This window comes from Rhizobium sp. O111 (assembly GCF_055616315.1).
Genome location: NZ_JBSHXL010000001.1, coordinates 1,002,004 through 1,026,520, shown reverse-complemented (window position 1 = coordinate 1,026,520; position 24,517 = coordinate 1,002,004). Strand labels below are relative to the sequence as shown.

The 24,517-nt window shown below is 59.4% G+C and carries 37 protein-coding genes, 1 tRNA gene and 1 pseudogene; 14 read left to right on the top strand and 25 right to left on the bottom strand.

Going from position 1 to position 24,517, the window contains the following annotated elements; genetic code table 11:
* Positions 1-128: 128 nt before the first annotated feature.
* From ACVTFQ_RS05215 to ACVTFQ_RS05150, 14 genes are all read right to left on the bottom strand, one after another.
* On the bottom strand, positions 129-662 hold the full coding sequence (locus ACVTFQ_RS05215; protein ID WP_470423701.1) for a hypothetical protein: 534 nt from the start codon (positions 660-662) through the stop codon (positions 129-131).
* Positions 663-949: 287 nt separating this feature from the next.
* A complete protein-coding gene (gene nusG / locus ACVTFQ_RS05210; RefSeq protein WP_470423700.1) occupies positions 950-1,642 on the bottom strand; it encodes a transcription termination/antitermination protein NusG in 693 nt (230 codons plus the stop codon).
* The gene (locus ACVTFQ_RS05205; RefSeq protein WP_470423699.1) at positions 1,626-2,858 is read right to left on the bottom strand and encodes a helix-turn-helix domain-containing protein; all 1,233 of its coding nucleotides are present in this window, start codon (positions 2,856-2,858) and stop codon (positions 1,626-1,628) included. The genes nusG and ACVTFQ_RS05205 overlap by 17 nt, the downstream gene beginning before the upstream one ends.
* Positions 2,855-3,511, bottom strand: a complete 657-nt coding sequence (locus tag ACVTFQ_RS05200; RefSeq protein ID WP_470423698.1) for a hypothetical protein — start codon at positions 3,509-3,511, stop codon at positions 2,855-2,857. Before ACVTFQ_RS05200 ends, ACVTFQ_RS05205 begins: the two co-directional genes overlap by 4 nt.
* Positions 3,508-3,798: a hypothetical protein gene (locus ACVTFQ_RS05195; protein WP_470423970.1), complete on the bottom strand. Its 291-nt coding sequence runs from the start codon at positions 3,796-3,798 to the stop codon at positions 3,508-3,510. The genes ACVTFQ_RS05200 and ACVTFQ_RS05195 overlap by 4 nt, the downstream gene beginning before the upstream one ends.
* A gap of 5 nt (positions 3,799-3,803) precedes the next feature.
* Positions 3,804-4,118, bottom strand: coding sequence for a hypothetical protein (locus ACVTFQ_RS05190; protein WP_470423697.1), 315 nt, complete (start codon positions 4,116-4,118; stop codon positions 3,804-3,806).
* On the bottom strand, positions 4,115-4,432 hold the full coding sequence (locus tag ACVTFQ_RS05185) for a hypothetical protein (protein WP_470423696.1): 318 nt from the start codon (positions 4,430-4,432) through the stop codon (positions 4,115-4,117). The genes ACVTFQ_RS05190 and ACVTFQ_RS05185 overlap by 4 nt, the downstream gene beginning before the upstream one ends.
* Complete coding sequence (locus ACVTFQ_RS05180) at positions 4,429-5,625, bottom strand: MT-A70 family methyltransferase (RefSeq protein ID WP_470423695.1); 1,197 nt, start codon at positions 5,623-5,625, stop codon at positions 4,429-4,431. The genes ACVTFQ_RS05185 and ACVTFQ_RS05180 overlap by 4 nt, the downstream gene beginning before the upstream one ends.
* A 2-nt stretch (positions 5,626-5,627) precedes the next feature.
* Complete coding sequence (locus ACVTFQ_RS05175; RefSeq protein ID WP_470423969.1) at positions 5,628-5,894, bottom strand: DUF2312 domain-containing protein; 267 nt, start codon at positions 5,892-5,894, stop codon at positions 5,628-5,630.
* Between the two features lie 116 nt (positions 5,895-6,010).
* Positions 6,011-6,241: a hypothetical protein gene (locus ACVTFQ_RS05170; protein ID WP_470423694.1), complete on the bottom strand. Its 231-nt coding sequence runs from the start codon at positions 6,239-6,241 to the stop codon at positions 6,011-6,013.
* Positions 6,241-6,426, bottom strand: a complete 186-nt coding sequence (locus ACVTFQ_RS05165; protein WP_470423693.1) for a hypothetical protein — start codon at positions 6,424-6,426, stop codon at positions 6,241-6,243. Before ACVTFQ_RS05165 ends, ACVTFQ_RS05170 begins: the two co-directional genes overlap by 1 nt.
* Positions 6,426-6,875: a hypothetical protein gene (locus ACVTFQ_RS05160; RefSeq protein WP_470423692.1), complete on the bottom strand. Its 450-nt coding sequence runs from the start codon at positions 6,873-6,875 to the stop codon at positions 6,426-6,428. Before ACVTFQ_RS05160 ends, ACVTFQ_RS05165 begins: the two co-directional genes overlap by 1 nt.
* A gap of 126 nt (positions 6,876-7,001) precedes the next feature.
* A tRNA-Met gene (locus ACVTFQ_RS05155) sits at positions 7,002-7,080 on the bottom strand.
* Positions 7,081-7,163: 83 nt separating this feature from the next.
* A complete protein-coding gene (locus ACVTFQ_RS05150) occupies positions 7,164-7,370 on the bottom strand; it encodes a helix-turn-helix domain-containing protein (protein WP_470423691.1) in 207 nt (68 codons plus the stop codon).
* 71 nt (positions 7,371-7,441) lie between these two features.
* Here ACVTFQ_RS05150 and ACVTFQ_RS05145 point away from each other — a divergent pair, with 71 nt between their 5' ends.
* The gene (locus ACVTFQ_RS05145) at positions 7,442-8,155 is read left to right on the top strand and encodes an XRE family transcriptional regulator (RefSeq protein WP_470423690.1); all 714 of its coding nucleotides are present in this window, start codon (positions 7,442-7,444) and stop codon (positions 8,153-8,155) included.
* On the opposite strand, the gene ACVTFQ_RS05140 is transcribed toward ACVTFQ_RS05145, so the two are convergent.
* On the bottom strand, positions 8,140-8,409 hold the full coding sequence (locus ACVTFQ_RS05140) for a hypothetical protein (protein ID WP_470423689.1): 270 nt from the start codon (positions 8,407-8,409) through the stop codon (positions 8,140-8,142). The two genes, ACVTFQ_RS05145 and ACVTFQ_RS05140, sit on opposite strands and share 16 nt — an antisense overlap.
* Positions 8,410-8,624: 215 nt before the next feature.
* On the opposite strand from ACVTFQ_RS05140, the gene ACVTFQ_RS05135 reads away from it, so the two are divergent.
* The 12 genes and pseudogenes from ACVTFQ_RS05135 (at position 8,625) to ACVTFQ_RS05080 (ending at position 15,157) form a co-directional block, all read left to right on the top strand.
* The gene (locus tag ACVTFQ_RS05135) at positions 8,625-8,831 is read left to right on the top strand and encodes a hypothetical protein (RefSeq protein WP_470423688.1); all 207 of its coding nucleotides are present in this window, start codon (positions 8,625-8,627) and stop codon (positions 8,829-8,831) included.
* Positions 8,832-8,905: 74 nt separating this feature from the next.
* Complete coding sequence (locus tag ACVTFQ_RS05130) at positions 8,906-9,085, top strand: hypothetical protein (protein ID WP_470423687.1); 180 nt, start codon at positions 8,906-8,908, stop codon at positions 9,083-9,085.
* Positions 9,085-9,264, top strand: coding sequence for a hypothetical protein (locus ACVTFQ_RS05125; protein WP_470423686.1), 180 nt, complete (start codon positions 9,085-9,087; stop codon positions 9,262-9,264). The genes ACVTFQ_RS05130 and ACVTFQ_RS05125 overlap by 1 nt, the downstream gene beginning before the upstream one ends.
* The gene (locus ACVTFQ_RS05120) at positions 9,261-9,572 is read left to right on the top strand and encodes a hypothetical protein (RefSeq protein ID WP_470423685.1); all 312 of its coding nucleotides are present in this window, start codon (positions 9,261-9,263) and stop codon (positions 9,570-9,572) included. Before ACVTFQ_RS05125 ends, ACVTFQ_RS05120 begins: the two co-directional genes overlap by 4 nt.
* On the top strand, positions 9,572-9,829 hold the full coding sequence (locus tag ACVTFQ_RS05115; RefSeq protein ID WP_470423684.1) for a hypothetical protein: 258 nt from the start codon (positions 9,572-9,574) through the stop codon (positions 9,827-9,829). Before ACVTFQ_RS05120 ends, ACVTFQ_RS05115 begins: the two co-directional genes overlap by 1 nt.
* Entirely contained in the window at positions 9,829-10,710 is an 882-nt protein-coding gene (locus tag ACVTFQ_RS05110; protein WP_470423683.1) for a phage Gp37/Gp68 family protein, read from the top strand. The genes ACVTFQ_RS05115 and ACVTFQ_RS05110 overlap by 1 nt, the downstream gene beginning before the upstream one ends.
* Positions 10,711-10,712: 2 nt before the next feature.
* The gene (dnaN, locus tag ACVTFQ_RS05105; RefSeq protein ID WP_470423682.1) at positions 10,713-11,867 is read left to right on the top strand and encodes a DNA polymerase III subunit beta; all 1,155 of its coding nucleotides are present in this window, start codon (positions 10,713-10,715) and stop codon (positions 11,865-11,867) included.
* A 2-nt stretch (positions 11,868-11,869) separates the two neighbouring features.
* Positions 11,870-13,222 (top strand): hypothetical protein, encoded by a 1,353-nt coding sequence (locus tag ACVTFQ_RS05100; RefSeq protein ID WP_470423681.1) that lies wholly within the window; start codon positions 11,870-11,872, stop codon positions 13,220-13,222.
* Positions 13,212-13,391 (top strand): hypothetical protein, encoded by a 180-nt coding sequence (locus tag ACVTFQ_RS05095; protein WP_470423680.1) that lies wholly within the window; start codon positions 13,212-13,214, stop codon positions 13,389-13,391. The genes ACVTFQ_RS05100 and ACVTFQ_RS05095 overlap by 11 nt, the downstream gene beginning before the upstream one ends.
* Positions 13,384-13,545, top strand: a pseudogene (locus tag ACVTFQ_RS05090) (helix-turn-helix domain-containing protein); the annotation flags it as partial. The gene ACVTFQ_RS05095 and the pseudogene ACVTFQ_RS05090, both read left to right, overlap by 8 nt.
* 23 nt (positions 13,546-13,568) lie before the next feature.
* Positions 13,569-14,726 (top strand): tyrosine-type recombinase/integrase, encoded by a 1,158-nt coding sequence (locus ACVTFQ_RS05085; RefSeq protein ID WP_470423679.1) that lies wholly within the window; start codon positions 13,569-13,571, stop codon positions 14,724-14,726.
* Between the two features lie 281 nt (positions 14,727-15,007).
* The gene (locus ACVTFQ_RS05080) at positions 15,008-15,157 is read left to right on the top strand and encodes a hypothetical protein (RefSeq protein WP_018898674.1); all 150 of its coding nucleotides are present in this window, start codon (positions 15,008-15,010) and stop codon (positions 15,155-15,157) included.
* 3 nt (positions 15,158-15,160) lie between these two features.
* Here the strand turns inward: ACVTFQ_RS05080 and ACVTFQ_RS05075 are convergent, their stop codons facing one another.
* The 7 genes from ACVTFQ_RS05075 to ACVTFQ_RS05045 form a co-directional block, all read right to left on the bottom strand.
* Positions 15,161-15,799, bottom strand: a complete 639-nt coding sequence (locus ACVTFQ_RS05075; RefSeq protein ID WP_111561169.1) for an HAD family hydrolase — start codon at positions 15,797-15,799, stop codon at positions 15,161-15,163.
* A 71-nt stretch (positions 15,800-15,870) separates the two neighbouring features.
* On the bottom strand, positions 15,871-16,404 hold the full coding sequence (locus ACVTFQ_RS05070; RefSeq protein WP_047513173.1) for a MerR family transcriptional regulator: 534 nt from the start codon (positions 16,402-16,404) through the stop codon (positions 15,871-15,873).
* A 230-nt stretch (positions 16,405-16,634) separates the two neighbouring features.
* On the bottom strand, positions 16,635-16,973 hold the full coding sequence (locus ACVTFQ_RS05065) for an integration host factor subunit alpha (RefSeq protein WP_018898677.1): 339 nt from the start codon (positions 16,971-16,973) through the stop codon (positions 16,635-16,637).
* Between the two features lie 109 nt (positions 16,974-17,082).
* A complete protein-coding gene (locus ACVTFQ_RS05060; protein ID WP_111561168.1) occupies positions 17,083-18,054 on the bottom strand; it encodes a beta-ketoacyl-ACP synthase III in 972 nt (323 codons plus the stop codon).
* Between the two features lie 19 nt (positions 18,055-18,073).
* Positions 18,074-19,120 (bottom strand): phosphate acyltransferase PlsX, encoded by a 1,047-nt coding sequence (gene plsX / locus ACVTFQ_RS05055; RefSeq protein WP_047513181.1) that lies wholly within the window; start codon positions 19,118-19,120, stop codon positions 18,074-18,076.
* A gap of 103 nt (positions 19,121-19,223) precedes the next feature.
* Positions 19,224-19,778, bottom strand: coding sequence for a YceD family protein (locus ACVTFQ_RS05050; protein ID WP_111561167.1), 555 nt, complete (start codon positions 19,776-19,778; stop codon positions 19,224-19,226).
* A 10-nt stretch (positions 19,779-19,788) separates the two neighbouring features.
* Positions 19,789-20,379: a ubiquinol-cytochrome C chaperone family protein gene (locus ACVTFQ_RS05045; protein WP_181459187.1), complete on the bottom strand. Its 591-nt coding sequence runs from the start codon at positions 20,377-20,379 to the stop codon at positions 19,789-19,791.
* Between the two features lie 187 nt (positions 20,380-20,566).
* On the opposite strand from ACVTFQ_RS05045, the gene ACVTFQ_RS05040 reads away from it, so the two are divergent.
* On the top strand, positions 20,567-21,097 hold the full coding sequence (locus tag ACVTFQ_RS05040) for an outer membrane protein assembly factor BamE (protein ID WP_111561165.1): 531 nt from the start codon (positions 20,567-20,569) through the stop codon (positions 21,095-21,097).
* A 77-nt stretch (positions 21,098-21,174) separates the two neighbouring features.
* Here ACVTFQ_RS05040 and ACVTFQ_RS05035 read toward each other — a convergent pair whose 3' ends face one another.
* From ACVTFQ_RS05035 to ribH, 3 genes are all read right to left on the bottom strand, one after another.
* Positions 21,175-23,313 carry a sodium-translocating pyrophosphatase gene (locus ACVTFQ_RS05035; protein ID WP_111561164.1) on the bottom strand — a complete coding sequence of 713 codons (2,139 nt, stop codon included), beginning with the start codon at positions 23,311-23,313 and terminating at the stop codon, positions 21,175-21,177.
* 215 nt (positions 23,314-23,528) lie between these two features.
* Positions 23,529-24,011 carry a transcription antitermination factor NusB gene (gene nusB, locus ACVTFQ_RS05030; protein ID WP_018898684.1) on the bottom strand — a complete coding sequence of 161 codons (483 nt, stop codon included), beginning with the start codon at positions 24,009-24,011 and terminating at the stop codon, positions 23,529-23,531.
* Positions 24,012-24,014: 3 nt separating this feature from the next.
* Positions 24,015-24,470: a 6,7-dimethyl-8-ribityllumazine synthase gene (gene ribH, locus ACVTFQ_RS05025; RefSeq protein WP_112435901.1), complete on the bottom strand. Its 456-nt coding sequence runs from the start codon at positions 24,468-24,470 to the stop codon at positions 24,015-24,017.
* Positions 24,471-24,517: the final 47 nt, after the last annotated feature.

The following is a 24,517-nucleotide window of genomic DNA, read 5'->3' as shown; positions in this document are numbered from 1 at the left end:
TTTTTGGCCGCCGTCACTAGCGAAATCTCGGGGTCGTCCCGGCCCGCAGGGGGCGGGTGTCTGGGGAGGACCCGAAGGGGGGTGGGGGTGCCGGGAGGGGGTCTGGGTCGGCCGACCCGGCCGATGGGTCAGCCCGGCAACAGTCGCCCGATCTCATGAAGGACGCGAGGAGCAAGGTGGTCTTCGATGATCGAGGCCAAGACCTTGATGAACTCGTCGGGGTTGTTCGTTACGTCGTGTGCCGGGTTAGGGCCGAACAGTTCGCGGATCGGAATGCGTGCCTTGCCGACACGCTTCATGACACCTGCATGTCCGTTGCCCATACGAGCAATAAAGGCTGAGGCATATGATCCGCGATAGCGCGTCGTCACCCCGGTTTTCGTTTGACGCGGCCCGAGATCGTAGAGCGGTATCCAGCCCGACTTTTCGACGATCTCAATCGTGTTTCCGCCAGCGTTGAAGTGGGCGGTAGTGATCCGCCGAACACGACTTGGTGGTAGGTCAGTGCGCAAGGCACTCTGCTTGATGACCTGCGTCTTCGCCATCTGCGTCATCCGTCGCATGGCGCTCGCCATAGCCTTGGCCTTGATCTCTCCCGGCAGCTTTCCGATCGCTCGCCCGAGCTGTGCAATCTCGGATGCGTCAAAGATAACTTCCGTCATCGTGTAGTCCCAAGCCTGCGACCATTACAGCCGCCCGATCATGGTAGCCTCCATCGGTCGGAAACAATGCCTATACTCCAGATACGAAAAAGGCGACCGCATCGGGTCGCCTTGGAAATCGGAGATCATAGCGGTAGCACCGGCCTTGAATCGGTGCCTCGCAGAGGAGGCGGTCAAGGCTGGGGTCGGATGCAATGTTCCCTGCGGCTTGTGGCCTGCTCTCCACATCGTCGAGCGATGAGATCAGAGGGTTTGCTTGTCCGGCTCGTCCAGTGCGACAATAGCTGTCACGACTTTTTCAGGAAAGCAAGAGGCATGCTCTCGATCTCGAAAGCCTTGCCCGCGACATCGATCACCACCTTCGCCTTTGCCTGCCGGCACCATTTCACCGCCACCACGAGGCAGCTGAATCCGGCGAATGGGCCATCAGTGATCTCGGCGGTATCACCATCCTTCATCGACTTGTCGGTCTTGATGTATGGGATTTCACTCTTGGTCGTAAGTGCCTTGAAACGTTCAACATCCGCGTCAGCTACCACGTGATACCCAGACGCTCCACCAACAATATCGAGCACGTCTTTGACGCTCGAAAGAGCATGGAAAGCTTCAGCTGTACCGACGCAACGCACCAGAATATAGCACCGCAGAAACGGCTTCACGGTCTCCAACCGACGCCCCTTGCGCACGAAAACCACCGTCTCGGTCGGCATAAAGACCTCGACATTCGCATCGGCCAGAGACTTTTCCACAGCGAATTCCCGACCACTTTCTACACGCAAGCAGTACCACTTAGCCATTTTCGGCTCCTTTTTGATCTTTTCCTTGGATGCTGCCCGCAACTTCTCCGCTGCGATTCGTGCGATTCGGTCAGTCCGCGTCGATCGCCAATGGATGCGATCACGCTCTTCCTGCGATAGTTCAGCCTCAATCATCGGCCTGTAGCGGATCTTCTTCCCCGTCATTTTACCGTGCATCGTCATTGTCCCGCTCCACACCAATTGCATTTTCAAAGTCCGTCAGTGCCTGCAGGCAAGCCTCGTCGAGATCTTCGATCTCAGGCGAAAGCCTCGGGAACTGCACCCATTCCAACTTCTCGGGAGCGGCCAGCCATGGCCAGCGACGCGCATGGTGCAACCGCTGCCATGCTTCCCAAATAGGACCCCCGACCATGACCTTGTCGAAGCATTGGGAGGCGGCAATGATGCGCTGCGGCACAGGGAAGCGTCGACGCTCGACCGTCAGCTCGATCAGCTTCACAGCCTCTGGCCATCCCTGCTTTTCGTGCTTGTCGCGCCAGATCAGCGCCTCCTTCTCCGGCCCCTGGCGAGCGATCATCTCCTCGATCGGGGTGAGCTGCAGGAATCTGGCCGGGCGCAGAAGCTCAGCGAAGATCATGGCGCGTCCGGCTCTCGAATAGCCGGTAAACGCTTCCGGCGTGGCCGATTGAGCCTGCACGACAGTATCCTGCAGCTTTTCCCAGCGCTCTTCGCGCAGGTAGGTTGCCGCCGAGCAAAGGTGCTTTCGCCCGCTCGAAAGTGCAGCCGCCTGATAGTCAGCTGATTGAGCCTCAGCCGCTTTCCGCTGCTCAGAGGACAGCGATGCCCATACCCGGCGTGCCTCCGGCTCGCTGTCGCTGATCTTCGTCTTCCAGCCGAAGAAGAACCGCTTAAACGCTTTCTCCACCGCAGCAGGATCATCTTCGTGATTTGCAGATCGCTCGCGCTCTCTCTCTTCTTGGTAGGAATCAGTATTTGCTGAATCTGAGTTATTACTAGGTGCCGATTTTACCGGCGACGGCGAATCCGGCGACGGTTTTGCCGTCGCCGGCAAATCAGTCTGCGGCAAAGATGCAACACTCTCCGATTGGCTCGAAATTCCGGAATGAATTCCTACGGTTGGCTCGTCATAGATCACCAAAACTGATGAGCTGAATTTGCCATCGTCCCGCGTCTGCTCACGCTCGGCATAGCCGAACTCGACAAGCTCGGTGATCATCTTGCGCGCCTTGTCCCGCCCGCAGTTACCCTTGCGGATGATATCGCCGATCACAACGGTCCAGTTATCAGGCTTCGAAAGCAGGTAGCTGAGGAGCCAACGAGCCTCCATCGTCAGCCGGGAATCCTCGAATACGTGGTTCGGTATGGCAGCATAGCGCGCATTGCGCACACCACGGCGAATTGTTGCTTCGCTGCTCATGCCGCCACCTCGCCAGCAGCGACGCCGCCCCATTGGGCGCCGAAGGCATCGGCAATGCCCTGATAGGTCTTTGAGCGCATCCTCCATCGATCCGGCCCCGGCGAGGCGCGGTGCACCTGCGACCATCGCTTATGCTCGTCGGTATCTTTTGCCGGCGGCACAAGCCTGTTTGTCGGCACCAGCAGCGGCAGTTTTCGCAGGTAGAGAGAGGTTGCCTTGAATGCGGGATCACCAAACCACCAAGGCTGCACCGTCTGAGCGGGTGGCTGGTAATCGCGGATCAGCGCCTTCGCATGTCGATGAATGATCGGGTTTTCTATGCAGATGCGCTCGATCGGGGCATTCCAGCAGTCGGAGAAAAGCGCAGCACCATCCCGAAGATCACGCCACATCTCTTCCTCGGTGCGGCCAGGCGGTGGCGAGGAAAGCCAACGGACACCAGAATTGCACAGCCGCGTGCAAGGCGGATGCATGACCGCCAGCAGATCCCAGCCTTCACCCAGAAGATCACGGACATCGCAGACGATATGCCGATTGCTTCCGTCGTCCGCCGGCAACAGGTCGCATGACCATGCATCATGGCCACGATCCGCAAAGGCGCGCCGCACGCGCCCCGACGTTTCGCAGCCCACAAGAACCCGCATCGATTTCATTTTACCCCCTCGGCGCCCGCACGCGCCGCCGCCCTGAGATCATGCGCAGCGATCTGCACTGGCATGACGATTGTTTGTGGAAACAAGCCGTCAGGCAGGCGCTTGGCACAGGCCAGCGCCACGACGGCTTCGAGATAGGAAATTCCAGCCTCCAGCCCCGCACTCTGCAGGATGCGCCGGATGGCCATGTGGTCTCGATGCATCACCGCGTACGGGCAGGCAAACAGCCATTCCGCTCGCTCTTGGTGCGTCTGCGCGTCCGCAAGGATCTCGACGATCGGTAGCATTCCGCTCAACGGTGCGCCTCCGAGTGACCTTGTTCCATGTGTAGCCCGGTGAAACACTTTGATTTTTCGAGATTTTCCGGCTCAAGGTAGAACGCTTCAACCGGCACATTGAGCCACCGGCAAAGCGCGATGACCTTGCCGACAGAGACCATCTGGCCGCCCATGGCGCGAGAAAGATCCGATACGGTGACGCCGATCTCGTCGGAGAGCGGTCTAAGGGCCTTCATGTTTTCAAGATGCTTCCGCTTCAGCGCTGAGGCAAAGGATCTGAAGTCATATTCGCCGCGCGCCGGGTTATGTCCATTCTGCAATCCGCTCACGCAACCTTCTCCCATTTGCCATAATCAACCAGCTTCACGCCGTAGATGCCCAAATCGACACCCAAGGCGCGCCATAGCTTTTCACGAGGCTCGACGCCCAACGTTCGGCCCGACCAAGCGAGATCTATTTGCTCGACGGAAACGCCTGCGCTCTTTCGGATCCGCTCTTTTTCCGCCGCTCTGGCAGCTTCAAAGCTTTTGGCAGGTCGCCGCGTGCTGGCTTTAGGATCTGGAAAGACTGCTCGGTATCCGGCCATTTCACATCGGGCATGAAGGAAACCCTTCAGCATCGTGGGTGAGAAATCGATCGTCATGCTACCTCGCTTTCCGGAGATCCTGCTTGGTTACCCCAGAAAGACCAATTGCCTCGCAGCCGAACATCGCCTTCACTAAGGCTGGCTTTACGCTGGAACATTTCGAGCTTTGGCAGTTCTGGATAAAGTCGATCCAGCTGCTCAGCGAACCAGACGGGTTTCTTCGAGTGCCCCTCGACAGGATGATCTGTGCACTTGACCGGTTGCGAACCAGGAAGCGGCGCGGGAAAGCCGCCACGCGTGCCGATCAGAAGCAGTTCGAGGTTATCGAATCCCCAGTATCCTGTTCCGGTCTGCTTGCCGGGATAGATCTTCTTCCAGCCCCAGAAACTCTTGAACTCGAAGCCCCAGGCATCAAGGGCGCGCATGCCGTTGGCGAGATCCGTCACCCACATGAACAGAACGGCTTGCTTCGGCGCCGGGCAACCGAGCGCGCAGATGTCGTTTATCGACATCGTGGGATAATGGTTCTCGGCGCTTTTCTCGCCGCCCGTCAGCTCGGAATGCGTCACGAACCGCCATGGTGGATCGGCATAGATTACCGGAAACGACGATCCCCCCTCATGTCCGGCCGCCTTCCACCAGGGCGTGGCATCGGCCTTGCTCGCAATCTCGGCCGCGAGCGACGTGCGGACGGCATGACTCTTTTCTTGTTCAGCGCGCCGTATCGACTTCACGACATGCTTCATTTCGGAAATGTTGGCGCGCTCTGGCAAGAACATCGTGCGCATTGGCTTCCGCGCCGCCTGCACGACGCCGTTGCGGCCAGTCACGGTTACAAGGTGCGGAATTTCCGCACCTTCGACCATCCTCTTCCGTATTGTTCCGACTGTTTTGTCATCCACGCCAAGCTTGGATGCGATGGAGCGCGATGATAATGCCGGATTGTCACGAAGCTGGGCTTCGATGATCTCGCGCTTTTGAACCGTTGAAAGGTGACGGCGCGACAAGTTGAGCGACCTGGCGTGCGCCCGCTTTTCCTCTTCCGATAGCCCTTTGCGCACAAAGCGCGGCCAATCGACGAGGCCGAGACTTTCGCAGATGGCAACACGATGGTGGCCGTCGAGGATGTTACCAGCCTCATCGTACTCTACCGGAACCTTGACGCCGTGCGCGATGATATCGGCTTCGAGGGCATCGTAATCCTCCTTCGAGAGCGGAGGCAGCAGCTGGTATGGACCGGATGCGTTCAATCTCAATCCTCCCCAATCATGCCGAGCGCATGCAGGTAGGTGTCGAGAACAGCTTCTTCCTCGCGGCGCTCCGCCTCATCCTTGCGCCGAAGCGCGATCACCTTCTTCATGATCTTGGGCGAAAAACCCGTCCCTTTCGCCTCGCCATAGACATTCTTGATGTCGTCGGCGACTGCACGCTTCTCTTCCTCCAGGCGCTCTATCCGCTCAATGAAGGCTCGCAGTTCATCGCCGACGATTCCGTTTGCGCGTCCCGCCGCCTTCTTCATGGCGCCGACCGTAGTCTTCGCCTCGACGCCGCCACCTGTGATGATCACTTCGGTATCGTCGCCTGCCGCCGCCATCTTTCCGCCGGCCACGCCCATGGGATCAAATTCGCCGCCCATCACTCAGCCCTCATCAATCGGTCGAGATAGGCTTCGCCCTTCTCGGTCACGGTCACGAAATGCGGATCGTCATTGAGCCGCGCGAGGTAGCCGCCGGCCACGGCGTCGCCGACCGCGCGCAGGTCGCGGTTCAGGCAAAGCGGATACGCCCGGCGGTTTTGCCGGGCGTGAAGCCTCACGTCATACAGGAGGCGAATGCCAGAACGGCTTAGACCCGGCTCGGTGATCATCAGTTCACCCTCGCCTTGCGCAGCCGGTCGCGCAGCCCACGCAGTGCCGCGAGAAGCCCGCCGCCCGCCTGCTCGTCGGTCATTCCCGCATCGATGCATTTCGCGGCGGCCACTGCCAGCGCCACATGCGCCGCCTCGTCATCCTTTTCGGGAAGGCCATCAAGGATTTTGTCGACGCCGGTCATCAGCAGACCCCCGCCATCATCGCATCGAGCCGCGCAAGGAACTGCATGGCCGGAACGATGCGGCTACGAACCGCCTGCCGCTCTGATGCATCCAGGTGACCATCCTCGATCGCAACCGCGATCGTACGAACCACCTCGTCGAGAACCCCGTCGAGCCGCAGCACCGCCGCCGCCGTCAGCTCGCCAACAGGCGTCGGCGCCTGATCGGTCACCAGCTGATTGATCGCGGTGGAGATGAAAGGGTGAGCCGTTGCGCGGTCGAGCGCGACCGCGAGGTCGACGCGGATGAAGTTCTTCGACCACTCTTCAGCCGTCGAGCAATACTTGGTGAGCGCCGACGTGCCGATGCCTAGCAGCTCAGAAGCACGGGAAACGCCGCCTACTGCATCTACCGAGGCGACCGTTGCAGCCTTCAGCAGGGCATCTGTTTGAGAGAGATATGAACGCACAAAACCACCCCTGAGTTTGGTCAAGGAAAAAAACGAGATGAAAGGATTCCGTGTCTGCCGCGCGAGCGTGGCTTACTGGTCAGGCATCAGATCAAGGAGGGCCGGATGCCTGTACGAACGAGAAACTGGTTGCAGGGGCAGGATTCGAACCTGCGATATCGTGGTTATGAGCCACGCGGCTTAAACCGGACTTGCCCACCCTGCCGGAAAGAGAAAGCGCGCCGGACAGTTGAGGTCCGCCAGTCCGGCGCGAGTTGGCGCGGTCGAGACCGTGCGCTTGGGAGACTTTCATGCTGCTTGCCCCCTATCGTGGTCCGCAAGCAGCCGATCAATAAGTTTGATGACAGGACCGGACGGGTTAGCTTTCCCGTTGATCCATTTCGAAACCGTGCCCTGGTCGACGCCCAACTCCTCCGCGAGCTGCGGCTGGTTAAGCCCAAGCGTCTTCATGGCGGCCTTGATGTTCTCAGAATGGGGCTCGGTCAAGTGCATCATGCATATTAAATGCCTTACGCATTCTTTTCTGTCAATGCCTCTTGCATCTTCGTTTTGGATAGAACATGCACATGGAAGATAATCTTAAAGAAATCGGCCAGCGCCTTAAGGCCGCTCGCGTCAGAGCCGGGTTCAAGACCGCCAGAGCGGCGGCGGAGTCGTTGGGGATCCCTTATCCGACGTATACGCAGCATGAGAACGGCACACGAGGGCTACAACGTGAGGCGGAGGTTTATGTTCGCCGCTACAGGATATCGCTAGACTGGCTTCTGCGTGGTAAAGGCCCCGGTGTCACCGACCTCGACGAGCTCGACGCAACGACAGGTCAGTCGAAGCCCAATGCCAGCTTCCCGCCGAGATATCAGCGGTTCGCCGGCGACGCTACCGTGCCACTCCTTGGGCAGACAGTTGCCGGGCCCAACGGGAAATTCATCCTCAACGGGTCCGAGGTGGGAAGGATCTTTACGCCGCCGATGCTCGAAGGCGTTGAGGGAGCTTACGCTGTCCGCGTATATGGGACGTCAATGGAGCCCCGCTATTATGCGGGCGAAACGGTATGGCTAAACCCGAACGAGCCTGTGCGACAGGGTGATGACGTAGTTGTTCAGATTATAACGGACGAAGAAAATGGGCGGGAGAGTTACATCAAGCGATACGTATCCCGATCGGCTTCAGCAACCCGCCTCTGGCAGCACAACCCCGACGAAGGCGAGAGCAACGAGCTGACGTTTGACACCAACGCGGTTTTCTCAATCCATAAAATCGTCTTTCACGCCACCGTCTGAAGCGCCTGCCGCTCCGAGATCCAGTTAGGACGGATCGTAAGATTACGCTGCGAGGGTGTGACCTTCGGGCACTCGCTGCAGCGGATTTTCCTACAGAGTTGCATGTAATTATGAACGCCCAGGTCCGCTGCTTTTCGCAGATTGGAAAGGTGAAGCGTGCGGGAATGGCCGCAATCGTCACAAGCCACATAAAGGCTCGATAGCTCGATCACCAATCGCATCGCGTCCGGATGATCGATCGCCAGCTTTGACATGCGCCCTCCCTTTTTGTTCTCATTCCGTTCACGCGAACTAAAAACAAAAAAACCAGCGTGAGTCGAATCGAATTTACAGATCCGACGGATTTTTTAAGACCATCACTCGAGTCGCATAAATGCATTTCGCATTTTTTATGCTTGACTGAAACAATGCGTAATGCATACTCCGGGCATTCCGAGATTTGGAATGTCAGAACACAGGAGTAGTTGAAATGCAAAACGCAACCAACATGCCCTCATACAGTGGCTCAATCCCGAGAAATATTGCAGCCGAGATGGCGGACGCTGCGCTTGAGCGCGGTCAAGGCCTGACCCGCAAAGAATACAAGCAGCTCGGCTACACAGACGATCAAATCGATCGCAACGAAGAGCAAGCTGCTCGTCTCTACAACAAAGGCTTGGTCCGACGCGTCGCCTGAGCATCCGCTTCGGTTTCCGCTTGTCGCTCCACCCCTCGCGGCAAGCGGGCTCCGAAACGGATGGAGCACCCGCCATGCAGCACATCACCATTGAAATCATGACGCAGTCAGCGGAACAGGCTGAAGAGAACCGCCGTCGCAACACCCGAGATCTTGGCGTCCTGGCGACGGTTCTCTTGGTATGGGTTTTCGTCGGCGCATGCTCGGCCCTTCTCCAGATGCAGCACGCCGCCGATATCGCGAGCCGCGTGTGATGCTGGACGATCTCCTGATCATTTTCGGCTCAGCCGCCGCAGCCTTCACCGCAGGCCTCTTGGTCGCGGCCGCGATCCTTCTTGGCCGGGCCGGATCACTGGTCACGCGGCTTAAATCGAAGTCTTGCCCGCTTGCCGCCGACGACGAGCGCGAGCACTCACCTTGGAGACACATGTGATGAACGTGATCCACCTGCCCCCGCGACTGACCATTGTTCCGCCAACGGTACGATCTGAGCCTCAAGTCACGATCGCCCACGCTTGTGGCCGACTACGCAGCGCGATCGATAACACGGACGAAGCACGTCGCCATATGACCGACGCGTCGTTCAGCATAGGTGGGGACCGCGAGCAGAACTTCGACAACGCAACGGTTTCGCTTGAAGAGGCGTTGCTTGACTTGCTCACCCTCACTGCACACGGCGGCGATGACATGGCCTTGCGACAGATGTTGCGCGCTCGCCGTGCAGAGCGGGAGCAAGGCTGATGACACCCGCTACCAGCCGGCAGTTCTCCGACCTCCACGAAGCAGCGGAGTTTGCTCTTCATTGCACCGAGCGTTCTTTCAAGGTGTTTCTGCACGAGCGGAAAGGCATGGATTTCCCACTGACAGACAACAACGCCGTCGCCGGAGTCCTCCGCCTACTTGGCCTGAATAACCGGCGCGAGATTGCGACAAACGGAGCCGCAAAGGCTGAATGGGACGCCATGCGCGCTGACTTCCGGGAATGGAGAAACTCCTGATGGCTGAGAACTCAGCAATCTCATGGACGCGCCACACCTGGAACCCGTGGATGGGATGCACCAAGGTATCTCCAGCGTGCGACGGCTGCTACGCCGAGGCGCTCATGGACAAGCGCTACAGTAAGGTTCAATGGGGTCCGCACGGCGAGCGCGTCCGCACAGGTGCCAGCACATGGAACGACCCGTTGCGCTGGCAGAAGCAGGCGGAGAAGGATGGGGACCGCCCATTCGTCTTTTGCGCGAGCCTTGCCGATATCTTTGACAATCAGGTCGATCCTCAGTGGCGGGCTGATGCATTCGAAGTCATGCGCAAGACGCCCCGCCTGGTCTATCTGCTGTTGACCAAGCGCCCGCAGAACATCGTCAAGCTTTCCGACGCGGTCGGCGGCCTTCCCGGCAATGCCGCGCTCGGCACCACTGTCGAAGACCAGAAGCGCGCAGACATGAACCTGCCGGCGTTGCAAGTCGCCAAGATCGAGACGCACCCGCTATTCACCTTTGGCTCGTTCGAGCCGTTGCTTGGACCGATCGTTATCCCGCCCGCCTTCATGCCGGATTGGATCATAACAGGCGGTGAAACGGATCAAGGTGGACACAAGGCGCGCCCCACCCATCCCGATTGGTTCCGCAGTCTGCGCGACCAGGCGCAAGCCAATGGCGCTACCTTTCACCACAAGCAGAACGGCGAATGGATCGCGTGGCGCCCGATAACCGGCAATCCGGACGATCGGCCGATCGAACACGTCATGCAGGACGGCAGCCAGTATTACCCCGGCAACTTTGGCGCATCGCTGCAGTCGATGATCAAGGTCGGGAAAAAGAACTCAGGCCGCGATTTGGACGGCGTGACCCACAACGATTTCCCGGCAGTGAGGAGATAGGTATGAGCGATTTTGTCACCATAGAGGCCAAGGTGTTGGCGAAGGCGATGAAGTTCGCCAATGCGATCGTCGAAGCCCGCAACACCATTCCGGTATTGAACACCGTGAAGCTTTCTTTCGGCCCAAAGGGCTTGGTAATCGGTGCGACTGACCTCGATATCGTCGCCTCGATAGAGGTTGACGAGATCGATGGCGCGGGCGAATGGTCGACCTGTATAGCCGCGCGAGACCTAGCCAACGTCGCCGCAGCGGCTGGGTCAACGCCGTTGCGCATCGCACCCAAACACGTCGATCGCGACAATGGCAAGGAACGCCAGTGGCAGGACAGGTCCGTTGAAATCGCTGTCGGCGAGGCATTGTACGATGTCCCCGCAGTGGACGCAGCCGACTTCCCTGAACTGCTCGGCGACCGGATGCAGCGTATCGAGCGGTTCACCAACGGCCAGTTCCCCGCGATGCTCAAGAAGGTGTCGAACTGCATTTCGACCGAGGAAACCCGGTACTACCTGAATGGCATCAACTGGTCGGCAAAGCAGCAGGGTAAACGCCTGACCGCCACGGACGGACATCGTCTTGCGACATGTAGGTACGATGGCAACGAGACCGGTGAGACGTTCTCATACATCCTTCCGCGAAAGACAGTGAGCATTCTCACAACGTTCCTTGATGGCGCCGACATCGAGATTTTTTCGATCGGCAAGGGCAACGCCATCGTCGAAACCATGCTCGACATCACCGCGCCAGCGGTGACGATCCGGACAAAGCTGATCGACGGCACCTATCCGGATTTTGATCGCGTCATTCCGAGCAACCAAAACCATCGGATCGACATCCGCAGGGAGGAGATGCTTGTCGCTCTCCGCCAGGCCACGGCAATCGGCAACTGGCGCGGCCCCGCGATCCGGCTGCATGGCATCAACGGTCGCCTGCATCTTGAAACCAAGAACCCCGACGCTGGCAGCGCCAAGGTCGTCACCTCGGCGGCATGGCCGGACGGGATGGCAGAGATCGGCTTCAACAGCCGGTACATGGCCGACATGCTCAAGAGCTGCCAGGGCGGCGAGATCAGCATCGGCATGACCGATGCGGGCGCCCCCATAACGCTCACAGACGAAGACAAGGATGTGATCCGCGTCGTTATGCCGATGAGGGTGTAGACATGAGCCACTCAGAGAAGACCCTCGAAGTCGCTGAGCGCTACCTGTCGCGACAGCCGGTACATACGACAAGCGCATCCGGCGAACCGCTATGGACGCGCGGCCAGATGCTTCGCGCGTTCTACGCCGGCCAGGTTGCCGTCATCGAAGACGAGCCCCCATCACCCGTTGATCTTGTGATGGGGTATCAGGACCGCGTTGCGGCGGCCCACCATGCGCTCTTCCACGATGATCCGACCGAAATTGCGGAGCGCCTCGCTCGGTACGCGGAAGAGACTAACGAGGTGCTGCAGGCGTTCGGCATGTCGCGCGAGGATATGCACCAGCTCGTTGACTACACCTGCGACCGGCCAGCCGGCGAGCCTGCCAAGGAAATCGGCGCAGCTCTGCTCACCCTCACGTCTCTATGTGTGGTCGCAGGCTACGATGTGATGGCTTGCGGCGAGGCTGATCTTGAGAAGTTGCAGCGGCCCGAAACGATTGCACGCATCCGGGCCAAGCGCTCGACCCGACATGGGCGAGGTCCGCTCCCCGGTATCGACCCCTCTTCCCGTCCCGTTCTGCCCTCTCCTGCGGGGAGTTTGAAGGGGGTAACCAGCAGTGATACCGTCGTTGAAAATGCCAGCGAGGAAATATGTCAGAGCGGCCAACCTATCAATGGGTTAAATTCAAGCCCATTGACTTACCTCCCGAAATTGAGCCCGGAGCTTGGACCCTCGCCCAAATCTGGGACGGGTACGCAAACGGTGGCGTCTTTGTCTTCGCCACCGATAACGAGTTCGCAAGAGCCGATATCGCCATCTTCGGCCTTGTCGTCGAATACCCGGCAGGCGATTGAGACCTGTTACTACTGTGATGATCCACTTGAACCCGAAACAACCGATCATTGGGTCAACGAAACATATCCGTGCTGCGACGCATGCGTTGCTGGTATAAGCGAATTGGCAGGCGAGGCTTCGGCCTACACCTCAGAGGTTCATCGGGCGGCAGCGCAAGCCGTGTCTAGAGCCAGGCTGGATAAGAGCCATCAAACTATGCCCTCTGAGCTTTGCGTAGTCCCCGCTGTAACAGGCGGTCCTGCCAACCAATCCCTCGATCATGAAAAGCTGAGAGAAAGGATCACCACGATCCTCCGACAGCATGATCGAGGGCCGAGGCCTGACGAACGTCGGCGCTTGGGAACCATGTCACTAATTCTGCAAGCCGTCTCGGATGCATCTTCGATCGAACATTTGGCATCGGATGACAACTCGTTGAGAGTAAAAGTTGACGACGGCCGCCTCGCTATCGTCACAACGTCCTCCATGAACGAGCCCCCACCGCCCGTAGAGAGGGAGGTTGGCAATGGCGGATGAAAAAGAGGATCTTCGGCCACTCACGGACGAACAATGGGCAATCATGTTCTCGGGTCCGGAATGGGACCAGGAGACGCTAGACGCCCTCGACTATTCTCTCCAGAAAGCCTTTGAAATTCATTCCAGCAGGCTACGGGCCAGTGCACCTTCGGAGGGCAGCGATGGCTGATTTATTGACTGCATCCGAGGCCGCCGCGCAGTTGCGGATCTCGCCGCGCCAGTTGAGAGACTTGACTGACGACGGCCTTGTGAGGTGGATTAACGTGGGCCGGGGGAAAAAAAGACCGTCCCGCAGATATACCCAGGAAGATCTGGACGAGTTCAAGCAGAGGCAAGCTACCGTATCATGTCCCTCTACAAACGCCCCGGCAAAGAGACCTATTCGTATGACTTCGTCGTCAGGGGCCGTCGATTTTCTGGCGATACTGGCGCAACGAAAAAGCGAGAAGCAAAAGCCTTCGAGGACACACAGAAGGAAATAGAAAAGGCGAGGATGGTAGCCGAAGCGGCACCAACATCGCCTTTCATGACCTTTGAAAATGCCGCCCTCAGATGGTTTCACGAGGTCGGCCAGCACCACAAGAATTCAAACACAACCCTCATCGTTTTGAACTGGCTGACCGTCAATCTTGGCGCCGGAACGGATCTCCGCGACATCACGGACCCGGTCGTTGCCAGCCTTGTCGCCAAGCGCCGAGGAGAGCGGGTGAAGCGTGTCCAGCGGAACGGGAAGGTCAAAGAAGGCGCGCTCATCAAGCCAGCGACCGTCAACCGAACCTGCACGCAGCCGCTTCGCGAGATCATCCTGCGGGCGCGCGACGTATGGAAGGTTCAGGTCGGCGAGGTAAAGTTCGGCGACCATCTTCTGAGGGAGCCGCAAGAGCGCGTTCGCGAGGCCTCGATTGACGAGGAAGACGCGATTATGGCGCAGCTCGATCGCGGATACGATGACGCTATCCGCTTTGCCTTCCTCACAGGGTGCCGCCGGATGGAGATCCTCGGGCTGGAATGGCGCCACGTTGATTTCTTCTCTCGCCGCTTCACCGTGACTGGCAAAGGCGACAAACAGCGCAGCATCCCCATGTCGCAAGAGATTTACGATTTGCTTTGGGCGCAGAAGGATCACGATCCGGAAGCTGTGTTCACCTATGTCGCGGCCCGAACACTGAAGAAGATCGGCCAGGTGAGAGGAAAGCGCTATCCCATGACGGAAGCGGGCTTGAAAACTGCTATGCGGCGAGCAGTACCGGCGGCAGGCGTGAAGAATTTTCGCTTCCACGATACCCGCCACACAGCGGCCACCCGTGTACTTCGAAAATCAAACCTGAGAGTGGCGCAGCAGCTGTTGGGGCACTCGGATGTGGCGACGACGGCTAAGTATGCTCACGCCCTCGACGATGACGTTCGAGCCGCTCTTGAGGCGACATCGAGTCCCACCAGAATTCCCACGAAACCAGCGAGTGATGAGGATAACGTATTGAGGAAAAACCAGAAATCGGATTGATGGGGCCAGCCCCCCAGTCAAGTGCGCTACCGGGCTGCGCTACGCCCCGACCTGCCTTTACGGCCTGATCCTGTTAGTCTTTTGGGATTCTCGGCGCAAGCGAAAAATCGACATCGCTCAGAAATTCACCGGTTCTTTTCGCCATATCCCAGACGACCAAGCTCTCCGCCACCGTAAAGCGCTTGCCCTGCCGCGATCATCTGACTATTGGGACGTCAGATTGCTCAGGGAGACATAGCATGGAAATCGAGATCCCCTGCCCGAAGTGCAGGAACACCAGAATGAAGTTCGAACGCCCGCAACCGCTGGATAGCGACATGCTGACGTGCTTCACCTGCGGCCATGAGCTCGGAACGCTCGGCTCCGTCAAGGCGAAGATGATGGCCGCGTTCGAGCGGATGCAGAAGCAAGGCCTGCCGCGCAAGCAGTAAGCTTTAGCCGCGTACGAAACCCATTCGCCCGTCTTCGGCGGTCGTGACGCTGCTGCCGAGATAGTCGGCGATCGACATATGCGGGGTTTCAAAGGGCGTGGCGTGGGTCTGGGTCACAACGACCACATCCGCGCCCGCCGCCTCGCCCGCGAGAATGCCGGCGACCGCATCCTCGAATACGAGGCACTTGGCCGGATCGACGCCGAGACGTTCGGCGCCAAGACGATAGCCCTCCGGACTTGGCTTTCCGGATGAAACCTCTTCACCCGTCACAATCACTTTCGGCATTGGGATGCCGGCGGCGGCCATTCGGAGCTTGAAAAGCTCTGTCGGCGCAGAGGTGACGATCGCCCAACGCTCCGGCGGCAGGCTGTTCAGGAATTTCACCGAGCCCGGTATCTCAATGATCCCGTTCACATCCTCAAGCTCTTCCTGCAGCAACAACTTTGCTTCGTGCTCCGGATCGACACCCGGCAGCGCCAGATTGCGGATCACGTCGCTGGCGCGAACGCCGTGGATCGTCTTCAGGAAAACCTCGGGCTCGAACCCATGGCGCACTGCCCAGCCGGTCCAGACGCGCTCGACGACGGCGATGGAGTTGAGCAGCGTTCCGTCCATGTCGAAGAGGAAGGCGTCATACATTTTTGTGGGAACCGGCACGCGAAGCTCCTGGCTGGCAATATGAGATCATCTCGGGCGGCTTGACGTCGGTCTTAGCGGACCTGATCGAGAAGACGCTTGCATTCCAGCAGATCATAGAGCGCCTCCTGCAACAGCGCCCGATCTTCCTTGCCGACACTCGACTTGCCGAGCGACACCTCGGCCGCCTCGTCGTCGCCACCGCCGAAATTGAAGAAGCGGCGGGAAGCGGGCGCCTTGGCGCGTCCGACCAGTTGATCCTCCTCGGACATGCCGACCCTGGGCTCGCCGGCTTCGCTTTCGCTTTGGCCTGTCAGCGCCTGGACGCTCGCGAGGTCGCCATGGCCGATGGCGATGACGAACTTGTTGCCATTGGTCTTCAGGAGTTTTTGCACACCCTTGATGGTGTAGCCGTGATCATAGAGCAGGTGCCGGATGCCCTTCAGCAGGTCCACATCTTCCGGCCGATAGTATCGCCTGCCACCGCCGCGCTTCATCGGCTTGATCTGCGGGAAGCGGGTCTCCCAGAAGCGCAGCACGTGCTGCGGAAGATCGAGGTCATCCGCTACTTCGCTGATAGTGCGAAAAGCATCCGGGCTCTTATCCAAGGTTCTCACTCCCTACGCGATTTTCAGCACGCGATCTTCGGCGCGTCGCGCTTGCCGTTTATCGGCAAGGCGAAGGGGCTCGCATCTGATATGTCCGAGCCGCGACTCATCATATTTCAACGGTTTGCTTGCGTTAATTCAAGTCACGTCTCGAATTCGCACAGAAAACGTTGCGGAAAATTTACGGGAAGCGTCGATCAGCCTCGTCGGGCGACGAGATCGGAAAGCGATCAGGCAGCCGGATTGGCCGGCTTGGTCTTGACCTTGCGCAGGGTGTGCGCCTTGAGGATGCGGGTCTTCAAGACGTTCGATGCCTTGAAGGTCATGACGCGGCGCGGAGAGATCGGCACTTCTTCGCCGGTCTTCGGGTTGCGGCCGATGCGCTCGTTCTTGTCGCGCACCTGGAAGGTCGCGAAGGAGGAAAGCTTGACCGTCTCACCGCGAACGATGGCATTGCAGATCTCGTCGATCACAGTCTCCACGAGCTCCGCCGATTCCGTTCGGGACAGACCGACTTTGCGAAAAACGGATTCCGCCAAGTCTGCGCGCGTGACTGTTTTGCCGGTCATCTTTTTCCCTGCCCATCGGTTTTGTTTTGTGAGGACGAGCGAAGAGTATTTGTCTTGCGCCTTACGGTCAAGCCCTTGTTCGTTGTCAGCTTTTTGGGTTTTTAGGCCGTTACCAGCGCAGCAGGACGGCGCCCCAGGTGAAGCCACCGCCCATCGCCTCAAGCATGACGAGATCGCCCTTCTTGATACGTCCGTCACCGGCTGCAACCGCGAGCGCAAGCGGGATCGAGGCCGCCGACGTGTTGCCGTGCAGGTCAACCGTGACGACGACCTTTTCGGGCGCGATGTTGAGCTTCTTGGCGGAGCCATCGATGATGCGACGATTTGCCTGATGCGGCACCAGCCAGTCGAGATCGTCCGAGGTGGTGCCCGTGCTGTCGAAGGCTGCCTGGATGACGTCGGTGATCATGCCGACGGCATATTTGAAGACTTCGCGGCCTTCCATGCGCAGCTTGCCGACAGTGCCCGTGGTCGATGGTCCACCATCGACGAAGAGCTTTTCCTTGTGCGAGCCGTCGGAGCGCAGATGCGCGGTCAGAACGCCACGGTCCGCAGTGGTCCCCTCGCCTTCGGCTGCCTCAAGCACGATCGCGCCGGCGCCATCGCCGAACAGCACGCAGGTCGTGCGGTCGTTCCAGTCGAGGATGCGCGAGAAGGTTTCGGCGCCGATAACAAGCACGCGCTTGGCAAGGCCGCCACGGATATAGGCGTCAGCGGTGGTTACCGCGTAGACGAAGCCGGTGCAGACCGCCTGTACGTCGAAGGCGAAGCCATGGCTCATGCCGAGACGGTTCTGGATACTGACCGCGGTTGCCGGGAAGGTGTTGTCTGGCGTCGACGTCGCGCAGATGATCATGTCTATGTCATCGGGCGTCATGCCGGCCTTTTCGAGCGCAGCCAGAGCCGCCGCCGCGCCGAGCGAGGACGTCGTCTCATCTTCTCCGGCGAGATAACGCTGGCGGATGCCCGTGCGCTGGACAATCCATTCGTCGGAGGTGTCCACGACATCTTCCATGTCGCGATTGGTCATAACGCGTTTCGGAAGCGCGGATCCGAAACCGCGAACCACTGAACGGATCATATTCTTCAAATCCCGTCGCTCATGCCGCTTCCGGCCCGATAGGGGGCAGCCGCTTGGCATGATACTTTTGCAAATCGTTTTCTATTTTCTGATTGAGGCCATTCTTGGCCATGTCGTAGCCGACCTCGATCGCCGACGCGATCCCTTCGGCATTGGCGCCGCCGTGGCTCTTGATGACCACGCCGTTGAGGCCGAGAAACACGCCGCCATTGACCTTGCTCGGGTCCATCTTCTCGCGCAGCATGTCGAAAGCGCTCTTGGCGAAGATATAGCCGATCTTGGCAAGCAGGGTGCGCGACATCGCGGCTTTGAGATATTCGCCGATCTGGCGAGCCGTGCCTTCGGCCGCCTTCAGCGCGATGTTGCCGGCAAAGCCTTCGGTGACCACGACATCGACGGTTCCCTTGCCGATGTCATTGCCCTCGACGAAGCCGAAATAATCGAGCGAGTCGATATTGGCCTCGCGCAGCAGGCGTCCGGCTTCCTTGACCTCTTCCTGGCCCTTGATCTCTTCGACGCCCACATTGAGCAAGCCGATCGTCGGACGGTCGATCTCGAACAGCGCGCGCGCCATGGCGCCGCCCATCAGCGCGAAATCCATCAGTTGCTGGCTATCGGCGCCGATCGTCGCGCCGACATCGAGCACGATGCTTTCGCCGCGCATGGTCGGCCAGATCGCCGCGATCGCCGGGCGCTCGATATTGGCCATCGTGCGCAGACAGAACTTGGCCATCGCCATCAGCGCGCCAGTATTGCCGGCGGACACCGCGACATCGGCGTCCTTGGTCTTCACGGCCTCGAGCGAACGCCACATGGAAGAGACATAGCGGCCGCGGCGCAATGCCTGGCTCGGCTTCTCGTCCATGCGCACGGCAAGTTCGCAATCGTGGAGAACGGATTTCTCCTTCAGCTTCGGAAACTGGGCGAGAATAGGCTCGCACTGTTCCTTCAAGCCATACATCACGAACGAAATGTCCGGATGCCGTTCCAGCGCCTTTGCGGCACCGGGGATGACTACCTGGGGACCAAAGTCGCCACCCATGAGGTCGAGAGAAATTCTGATCACGCGTCCCTGATCCTTTTTTTTCGTCCCAGGAGGGCGAAATTTTGGCCAAAATACCGGTTTTACCGTCGCTGACAACTGAATTATGTCAAACCGCGAGCGGCTTTCAGTCCTTTTTCCAGTCTTTCAGAACAGCAAAGGCGGAAGGCTTCTTATCGTTCTCTCCGGTGTCTTCTATGTGACCATCGAAGGCAACGCCCTCTTTGCGGGGATACGGATCAATCGCCATGGCGGCGAATTCGGTGGCGACTTCGCCGGCGTCGATCGTGTCGCCGACAAAGCTTTCCGGCAGATCAGGACCATCGGGGTCCAGCATCATTTCGCCGGTATCGTTAGCCGGGCGGCGCGCAAGCTTGGAGTTCTCGGGAACGAAGATCTGCTCGAAGGGCTCATCGATCTTCGACGGCACCGGCTCCAGCGTGACGACGCAGCTCTGGACGATGCTCGCCCGCACCCTGCCCTTCACGCGGATGCCATCCTTTTTCCATCGCGCGATCTGCAGATCGGCGCGGAAATCGTCGACGGAGATCACGTCCCAGGTCTCGGCGAGCGCCCGCAACTCGTCCTTGTCGGCTTCCAGATGCACGTCGACCGGGTTGGCCGAGACGTTACCGACCTTGACCAGATAGGAGAAAGGCGTGTCTTCGTTTGAATTCTTCATCATTGTCTCCTCACGCGACGGCGGGCAGCGTTGCCGAGCCGGTCGCGATCGTGTCTTCGGACTGCGCCGACAGGTGTTTTTCAGCGGAAAACATCCAATCGGCAAGCGCGCGCATATCGACCGGATCTGCTTCCTTCGGATGAATGTTGCGGCCAAGCGCCACGGCGAGAGCCTCGGCATCGCCAGCGTCCATCGCCTTGGAATAGGCTTCGAGCCGGCCGTAGAACATGCCGGCGAGTTTCTTCATGCGCTTCGGCACGGTGTTGTCGCCAATGCCGAGTTCGCGGATCGAATAATCGATATCCTGGAAGAATGCATCCACGATTTCCTGCGCGATTTCCTGGCCGCTCGTCTCGGATGCACGCGTGCGGCGAAAAAACAGGATCATGACGGCCGACAGCATTTCGAAGCGACCCATGACCGTATCCGGCACGCCGAGTCTCTCGTAAAGCGCAGGCATGCGGGCGGCCGATGTCAGCGCCTCATATTGCCGGTCGACGATCGCCTGGTTGTTGTTTTTCTTGCCGAAGAGCCCGAATATCATTGTTTTTTCCGGAAAGGCCTCGTTCTTGGCGCCAACCTGCGTCCGGCCTTGTTGCATGATTTCGAAAGCTGGTTTACCGAAGCATGCGCGAATTGCAATGGCGAAGGTGGCCACTTTCGGGACAGCGCTTCGACGATGGCCACTCGGCAGATGGCTCACGTCCGACCCCGGAAAGGCCACAATAGTTTTGCATCAGCGTAACATTGCATGGCCGATGGCTGGTATCGATACGTTAAGGGAGTAGATGTCGTTGAAGAAACGGTATTTCAAGTCTGACAAGAAATTCCTCAGCAATGCCGCCATTGCCATCATGATCGCCTCCGCCGGATTGACCGGCTGCCAAACAGGTACGGTTCTCAACGGCGGTTACGTCGCCGACGAGCAGTCGCTCAACCTGGTTCCCGAGGGTTCGAGCCGCGAGCAGGTTCTGCTGTCGCTGGGCACGCCTTCGACGACCGCTACCTTCGATGGCGAAGTCTTCTATTACATCTCTCAGCGTCGCGAGCGCTCCATGGCGTTTCAGAAGCTGAAGGTCGTGGATCAGAGCGTTCTCGCCATCTATTTCGACAAGGACGGCGTCGTAGTCCGCCGCGCCAACTACACGCTCAAGGACGGCAAGCCGTTCGACACGATCACGCGCGTCACGCCGACTGGTGGTAAGGATCTCACCTTCCTGCAGCAGCTGCTTTCTGGCGGCAGCGCCGCGAACATGGCCAAGGGTCTGTTCGGCGCCGGCGATCGTCCTTCGCCGCAGAACCCGGCCAGCTTGCGCTAAGCGCCAAGTCATTCGCCCACACAAAACCCGCCGGATCGCTCCGGCGGGTTTTTCATTGGTTCTAGATCGAAGGCCGATCAGCCCGCCAGGATGGCAAGCAGCAGCAGCGCCACGATATTGGTGATCTTGATCGCCGGATTGACGGCGGGACCTGCGGTGTCCTTGTAGGGGTCGCCGACGGTGTCACCGGTGACCGAAGCCTTGTGGGCTTCCGACCCCTTCATGTGGCGCGTGCCGTCCTTGTCGACGAAGCCGTCTTCGAAGGACTTCTTGGCGTTGTCCCATGCGCCGCCGCCCGAGGTCATCGAGATCGCAACGAACAGGCCGTTGATGATGACGCCCAGCAGCGATGCGCCAAGCGCTGCGAAAGCCGACGCCTTGGAGCCGGAGATCAACAGCACGCCGAAATAGACGACGACGGGCGCCAGGACAGGCAGAAGCGACGGAATGATCATTTCGCGAATGGCGGCCTTGGTCAGAAGATCGACCGCCTTGCCGTAATCCGGCTTCTCGGTGCCCTGCATGATGCCGGGCTTTTCGCGGAACTGCTTGCGCACTTCTTCGACGATCGATCCAGCCGCACGTCCCACCGCCGTCATGGCGATGCCGCCGAAGAGATAAGGGATGAGGCCGCCGAAGAGCAGTCCGGCGACGACATAGGGATTGGAGAGATCGAAAGAGATTGCGCCGATATTGGCGAAGTACGGATACTGATCACCATGCGCGGCGAAATATTGCAGGTCGTTCGAATAGGCCGCGAAGAGGACTAGGGCGCCAAGACCGGCGGAGCCGATCGCGTAGCCCTTGGTGACGGCCTTGGTGGTGTTGCCCACCGCATCGAGCGCATCCGTGGACTTGCGCACCTCCGGCGGCAAATGCGCCATTTCGGCGATGCCGCCGGCGTTGTCGGTGACCGGGCCGAAGGCGTCGAGCGCCACGATCATGCCGGCGAGACCAAGCATGGCGGTGACGGCGATACCGGTGCCGAACAGGCCACCGAGCTGGAAGGTCGCCAGGATGCCGCCGACGATGACGATCGCCGGAAGCGCTGTCGATTCCAGCGATACGGCGAGCCCCTGGATGACGTTGGTGCCGTGTCCTGTCACCGATGCCTGGGCGATAGAATTGACCGGGCGCTTGTTGGTGCCGGTGTAGTATTCGGTGATGACGACGATCAGCGCGGTGACGATGAGGCCGACGATACCGCAGATGAAGAGGTTCATGCCGGTAATGTCATGACCGGCGACGGTGCCGATCGGGCCCCAACCGACGGTCAGCGACGTTGCAGCACCAAGACCCAGGATCGACAACAGGCCGGTGACGATGAGACCCTTGTAGAGGGCGCCCATGATCGAGCCGTTGCTGCCGAGCTTCACGAAGAAGGTGCCGATGATCGAGGTGATGATGCAGGCGCCGCAGATGGCGAGCGGGTAGATCATCGCCGATGCAAGAACCGGCGTTCCGCCGAAGAAGATCGCGGCGAGAACCATCGTCGCGACGACGGAGACGGCATAGGTTTCGAAAAGGTCGGCCGCCATGCCGGCGCAATCGCCGACGTTGTCGCCGACGTTATCGGCGATGGTCGCGGGGTTGCGTGGATCATCTTCCGGAATGCCGGCCTCGACCTTGCCGACGAGATCGCCGCCGACGTCGGCGCCCTTGGTGAAGATACCGCCGCCGAGACGGGCGAAGATCGAGATCAGCGATGCGCCGAAGCCGAGCGCGACCAGGGAATCGATAACTTCACGCGAGGCAGGATCGTGGCCGAGCACGCCGGTGAGGATCAGATAGTAGATGGAGACGCCAAGCAGCGCCAGGCCGGCGACCAGCATGCCGGTGATGGCGCCCGACTTGAAGGCGATGCCTAGACCAGCGGCAAGGCTATGCGAGGCAGCCTGCGCGGTGCGCACATTGGCGCGAACCGAAACGTGCATTCCGATGAAGCCCGCTGCGCCCGAAAGCACGGCACCAACCAGAAAGCCGATCGCGGCCGTGGCGGAGAGCAGCAGCCAGGCGGCGATGAAGACGACGACGCCGACAATGGCGATTGCCGTATACTGGCGCGTCAGATAGGCCTGCGCGCCTTCGCGAATATATCCCGCAATTTCCTGCATGCGGGCGTTTCCCTGATCGGCTGATAGCACCGACCGGATTGCCCAGATGGCATAGACCACCGAAAGCAAACCGCACGCTATTACGCATAAAAGAATCGTCATTTCGCTCTTTCCTCCAAAAGAGCCGGAGCTCACTCCCTCTCCGGCTGCGAACACGCCGTCCTCATTTCCTCCCACAGAAATGCTGCAACGCCGAGTGGAGATTGCGGGGAGGAAAACGGGACGTCAAGCCCGCAAGGGCTGAAAACCCTTACGGAGCAATGGGAAAGAGGAGATTAGCCGATCGGAGGAAGGGGCTGTTTCTTGCGCGCGAAACGCTACTTTTTCTGATCGCCGCGAACTTGCTTGGCGATGCGGTCGAGAACGGCGTTGACGAGCTTGGGCTCATCATCGCTGAAGAACGCCTGGGCGATCTCGACATATTCGGTGACGATGACCGCGACCGGGACATCCTTGCGGTCGAGAAGTTCGAAAACGCCGGCGCGAAGGATGGCGCGAACGGTGCTGTCGAGACGCGACAGCGCCCAATCGTCCTGCAGCGCGGAAGCAACCAGCGGATCGAGCCGCTTCTGTTCGCGCACCACGCCGGAGACGATCGAACGAAACCAGGAAGGATCAGCCTTCAGATAGGTTTCGCCATCCAGCTCCTGGCCGAGACGATGGGCTTCGTATTCGGCGACGATTTCGAGAACGCCGGTGCCGCCGATATCCATCTGATAGAGCGCCTGAACGGCGGCGAGACGCGCGGCGCCACGCTGGTTCGCTGCCTTGACCGGACGCTCTACGTTTTCGTTGCTCATGCCTTATGCACCCAGCTTTTTCTTCAGCTCGATCATGGTGAGAGCTGCGCGAGCGGCAAAGCCGCCCTTGTCCTTATCCGAACGGCGTACGCGCGACCAAGCCTGCTCGTCGTTTTCGACCGTCAGGATGCCATTGCCGATGGCAATGGATTCGCTGACGGACAGGTCCATCAGCGCGCGCGAGGATTCGTTCGATACGATATCGAAGTGGTAGGTCGCGCCGCGGATGACCATGCCGAGCGCGACGTAGCCGTCGTAGTTCGTGCCGTCATTATCCGCTCCATCGAGAGCCATTGCAATCGCAGCCGGAATTTCCAGCGCGCCGGGAACGGTGACGACGTCATAGGTCGCGCCGGCTTCGGTCAATGCGAAGGTTGCTCCTTCCAGGAGAGCATCAGCCATGTCGTCGTAGAAACGTGCTTCAACGATCAAGATATGAGGAGCGGTTTCTCGCGCCATGGGTCACCTTCATTTCCTAGAGGACTTGCCGTTCGACAGGCGGCGGT